We start from the raw sequence: 4,557 nt of genomic DNA on the forward strand, positions 1-4,557 counted from the left end.
GCAGCGTCCGGGTGGTCTCGGCGGGCAGTACGAGCCGTAGCGTGCCGCCGTGGCGGCGTCGGCGAGCACCCGGGCCAGGGCGGGGCGCGGGATGCCGTTGTTGGAGGGCGCGTCGCCCATCCGGGGCTGGGGGATCCGGGCGAGGGTGGCGCCGGCCGGGTCGCAGATGGTCAGCACCTCCCACTCGAAGCCGACGGCGAGGCACTCCGCGAGCACGCCGATCTCGCGCATCACGTGGAGGGCGTTGGAGGGCTGGATGATGCCGACGCCGAGCGCCTCCAGCCGGTCGCGCAGCTCGGCGACCTGGACGTGGTGGCCGCGGCGGGCGAGGGCGGTGGCGAGGGTGAGGCCGCCGATCCCGCCGCCGTGGACGAGGACGCGCAAGGGTGTGGTCATGGGGCGACTCCGGTACGGGGGAGGGGGTTTCAGCCGGCGGGGGCGACGGCGGCGAGGTCCATCAGGTGGTCGACCAGGGCGAGCAGCAGGTCGCGCCCGAAGTCGCGCTCGCGGACGTCGCCGATCAGCATCGGCACCTGCGGGTCGAGGTCGAGTGCGGCCCGGATCTCGTCCGGGGTGCGGGTGTTGTGGTGGTGGAAGCAGTTGATCGCCACCACGAAGGGGATGCCCCGGCTCTCGAAGAAGTCGATGGACGCGAAACTGGTGTCCAGCCGCCGGGTGTCGGCGATGACGATCCCGCCGAGGGCGCCGTTGACCAGGTCGTTCCACATGAACCAGAACCGTTCCTGCCCGGGCGTGCCGAACAGGTAGACCACCAGCTCGGGGCTGACGGTGATCCGGCCGAAGTCCAGGGCGACGGTCGTGGTGTCCTTCTGGTCGACCCCGGCCAGGTCGTCCACGCCGACGCTGGCCGTGGTCAGGTACTCCTCGGTGCGCAGCGGGGCGACCTCGCTGACCGAGCCGACCAGGGTGGTCTTGCCGACGCCGAAGCCGCCGGCGATGAGGATCTTGACGGCGGCCGGGGCGGCGCCGATCCCGTCAACGGAACTGCTGGAGTGGGGCGTTGCCATGTTCAGAGTCTCCGGAGTCCTTCGCGTACGGCCGTGAGCAGGCCGAGGTCCACGCCCCCGGCGGCGCGGGCCACCGACAGCGGCGCCCGGGCCTTCAGCAGGCCCTGGGCGACGAGGTCGCCCAGCAGGATCTTGGTGACCGAGACCGGGAGGTCCAGGCCGGCCGCCACCTCGGCGACGGCCGCCGGGCGCCGGCAGCGGTCGAGGATCAGCCGGTGCTCGGGCTGGAGGCCGCGGGCGCCGGCGCGGCTGCCCCGCGCCAGGGCCGCGTCGGCCTCCTCGTCGACCGTGGTGAGCACGGTGATCAGGGTGAGGTCGTCACGCTCGGGTGCCGTCCGGCCCCGGGTGATGGTGTACGGGCGCACCATGACGCCCGTCTCGTCCTCCGCCTCGGGGTCCTCCAGTTCGCTCCAGTGCGGCACCCGGCCGCGAACCCAGCCGTCCCCCGGCTCGCCGTACGGGCCCACGCGGCGTCAGCCCCGGTTCCGGCTGGCGAAGACGTCGAAGGAGGCGGGCGCTCCCTCGGCGCGGACCGGCGTGGTCATCTTCTGGCCGACCTGCTGCACCAGGGTGTGCATGGCGACGGACATCACCTCGGCGTCCACCTCCTGGGAGGCGACCACGGCCAGGTGGGTGCCCTGCGCGGCGGCGATGACGAACAGCCAGCACTCGGCGAGCTCGACGATCACCTGGTGCACCGGGCCGCCGTCGAAGAGCTGGCCGACGCCGCGGGCGAGCGACTGCTGACCGGTCGCGACGGCGGCCAGGCGCTCGGCGTCGGCCCGTTCGATGGTCCGGGAGTGGCTGACCACGAGGCCGTCATCGGAGAGCAGGACGGCGTTGCGGGTCCCGGGCACCGAGTCGACGAGTCCGTCCAGCAGCCAGTCCAGGTCCTGGTGGGTGGCGGTCGTGCGGTTCATGACTGGTCATCCGTTCGTGTCGTTCGGGGTTCCGCAGCCGGCAGGGCCCAGGGGGACGGGGCGGACGCGGAGGCGGGGGGACCGGCGGGTGTGCCGGGGGGAGCCGACGGGGCGGCGGTGGCGGCCCGGGGCAGCGGGTGCTCACCGCTGTCCTGGGCCCGGGCGGCGCGGGACTGGCGCTGGAAGGCGCCGATGGTCGCGCCCGAGCGGCGCACCGGCCGCCCGGAGCGCTCCGGCTGGTCGGGCCGGTGGAACGGGTCGGCGGCGGGCTGCCCGGAAGCGGGTTGACCGGCGGTCGGGTCGACCCACTGCGGGCGGGGCGGCGGCACGCGCAGCTCGGCGGCCAGGCTGGCCTGGCGGACCCGCTGCGGCAGCGGCGGCTGGCCGCCCTCCACCGGGCTCACCGGCACGGCGGAGGCGTACTCCCGGCGCCGGCGCCGCTCGGCCAGCCGGTAGTGGTCGGCCGGGCGGTACTGCTCGTCGGCGTACGGCGCCTCCGCCTCGGTGACCCGGGCGTAGGCGATGTCCGGGTAGGCGGGGGTGTCCGGTGCGGGCGGGGCGGCGTCCGGCGCGGGCTGGGTGGTGCCCGGCACCGGCTGGACGGTCGGGGCCTGGGCATACCCCGCCTGGACGGTCGGGGCCTGGGCATACGCCGGCTGGGCGTGCGCCGGCTGGGCCTCGTAGGCGGGTGACGAGTCGGTGGCGGAGCCGTGCTCGATGGGCTGCTCGTGCGGGTGCCCGTACGGCTGCTGCCCGTAGGCCTGCTCCGGTACCGGCTGGCCCTGCACGGCCCGCTCCGCCGACGCCTGCTCGACGAACGGCCGCTCCGCGAACGCCTGGTCCGCGAACGCCTGGTCCTGGAAGGGCGGCTCCGGGAGGGGCGGCTCCTGGAAGGGCGGCGCGACGTGCCCGGCGGCCGACGGGAAGGACGCCGCCGGCCCGAAGGCGTCCACCGGCGCGACCGGCGGTCCCACCGGCAGGGCGGGTTGCGGTGCTTCGTCGGAGGCGGACCGCAGCGCCCGGCGGGAGCGCCGGACGAGCGGGATCGGTTCGACGGGCGCGGCGTCCGGCAGTCCGGTGTCGCCGTCGATGACCAGCTCGTCCGGGACGAGCACGACCACCCGGGTCCCGCCGAAGGCCGACGGCCGGAACTCGATCTTCAGCCCGGTGAGCGAGGCGAGCCGCGCGACGACGTAGAAGCCGAGCCGGATGTCGTCGGCCCGGGCCAGCACGTCGGTGCGCGGCGGCCGGCTCATCAGCTCGTTGGCCGCGTCGTACTGGTCCGGGTCCATGCCCAGACCCCGGTCCTCGATCTCGACCGCGAGCCCGCGCCCGACCATGGCGGCCCGGACCTCCACCGGCGTGGGCGGCTTGGAGAAGGTGGTGGCGTTCTCCATCAGCTCGGCCAGCACGTGCGCGACCGGTCCGACGGCCCGCTCGGAGAGCCACGGGTGGCCCTCGACGTCGATCATGATCCGGCGGTAGTCCTGCACCTCGCCCTGGGCGGAGCGCAGCACGTCCAGCAGCGGGACGGGCTTGCGCCAGCGGCGCTGCGGCTGGCCGCCGGCCATGATGACGAGGTTCTCCTCGTAGCGGCGCAGGCGGGCGGTGAGGTGGTCGAGGTCGAACAGGCCCTCCAGCACCTCCGGGTCCTCGTGCCGGCGCTCCAGCTCGTCCAGCTTGCGCAGCTGGCGGCCGATCAGCAGCTGGGTGCGGCGGGCGATGCGCTGGAGCAGCCGCTCGAAGCCGCGGTGCTGCTCGGCCTGCCGGACGGCGGCCTCCAGGGCGGCGGAGCGGGCCAGGTTGAGCGACTGGCCGAGCCGGGCGAGCTCGTCGGTGCCGTTGCCGTGGGCGCCGGTGGTGACGGCCCGGGTCTCGGCCTCGACGTCGACCTGCTCGCCGCGGCCGAGGCGGTCGACCACCTCGGGCAGGGTGCGCTCCATCTCCTCGGCCTGGGTCTGCACCTCCTTGATCCGGCGCCGCAGCGAGCGGCTGATCCGCCAGGAGGCGATGACGACGGCGACGACGGCGATCAGGCCGACGACGGTGGTCAGCACGACCCGGGTGAGCAGGTCGAGGATGGTGCCCTTGCCGACCTCGACGATGGCGCTGGTGCGGGTCTCGATCGCCTTGACCAGCTGCGGATTGAGCTGGTCGACGGCCTGGCGCCACTGGTCCTGGGCGGCCGGCAGCCGGACGGTGCCGTTGGCGTCGGCGGCGGTCGGCCTGGTGAGCTGCTGCTCGACGGCGGCCTTGGCCTGCCAGGCCGGACCGTTCATCAGGTCGTGCCAGGCGCCGGCCTCGCCGTCCGGGACGTAGGGGACGACCTGGACGGTGAACAGGTGGTCCTGGGCCCCGATCAGCTGCTGGACCTGCTGGTAGTCGGCCGTGCTGAGGCGCCCGGCGGGCCAGCCGCGGGCCAGGATCGCGTCCTCGCGGGCCAGCATCTCCTTGGCCCAGAAGGAGTTGACCAGGGTCTTGGAGACCCAGGTGACCTCGCCGGCGTCGACGTGGCTGAGCGCGGTGAACAGCCTCAGGTCGACGCTGATCAGGTCGGTGTAGTAGGCGAACACCGTCTGCTGGTCGATCGCGCCGCGGTCGACCGCGGC

General features: G+C 74.7%; 5 protein-coding genes. All 5 read right to left on the reverse strand.

What is annotated here, in order from left to right:
* A partial coding sequence (locus ABT247_RS31960) for an FAD-dependent monooxygenase (RefSeq protein WP_350749747.1) occupies positions 1–396 on the reverse strand: 396 nt, incomplete at its 3' end.
* Positions 397–425: 29 nt separating this feature from the next.
* Entirely contained in the window at positions 426–1,028 is a 603-nt protein-coding gene (locus ABT247_RS31965) for a GTP-binding protein (protein WP_350749749.1), read from the reverse strand.
* Between the two features lie 2 nt (positions 1,029–1,030).
* Positions 1,031–1,396 carry a DUF742 domain-containing protein gene (locus tag ABT247_RS31970; protein WP_350749755.1) on the reverse strand — a complete coding sequence of 122 codons (366 nt, stop codon included), beginning with the start codon at positions 1,394–1,396 and terminating at the stop codon, positions 1,031–1,033.
* 105 nt (positions 1,397–1,501) lie between these two features.
* The gene (locus ABT247_RS31975; RefSeq protein WP_350749751.1) at positions 1,502–1,948 is read right to left on the reverse strand and encodes a roadblock/LC7 domain-containing protein; all 447 of its coding nucleotides are present in this window, start codon (positions 1,946–1,948) and stop codon (positions 1,502–1,504) included.
* A partial coding sequence (locus ABT247_RS31980) for a nitrate- and nitrite sensing domain-containing protein (protein ID WP_350749753.1) occupies positions 1,945–4,557 on the reverse strand: 2,613 nt, incomplete at its 5' end. The genes ABT247_RS31975 and ABT247_RS31980, both read right to left, overlap by 4 nt.

Source organism: Kitasatospora sp. NPDC001539 (assembly GCF_040298565.1).
In the GTDB taxonomy this organism is placed as follows: domain Bacteria; phylum Actinomycetota; class Actinomycetes; order Streptomycetales; family Streptomycetaceae; genus Kitasatospora.

Bases quoted from the DNA above. Each gene is read 5' to 3' on its own strand.
- ABT247_RS31965 (WP_350749749.1), bottom strand. From the start codon at position 1,028: ATGGCAACGCCCCACTCCAGCAGTTCCGTTGACGGGATCGGCGCCGCC.
- ABT247_RS31970 (WP_350749755.1), bottom strand. From the start codon at position 1,396: ATGGTGCGCCCGTACACCATCACCCGGGGCCGGACGGCACCCGAGCGT.
- ABT247_RS31975 (WP_350749751.1), bottom strand. From the start codon at position 1,948: ATGAACCGCACGACCGCCACCCACCAGGACCTGGACTGGCTGCTGGAC.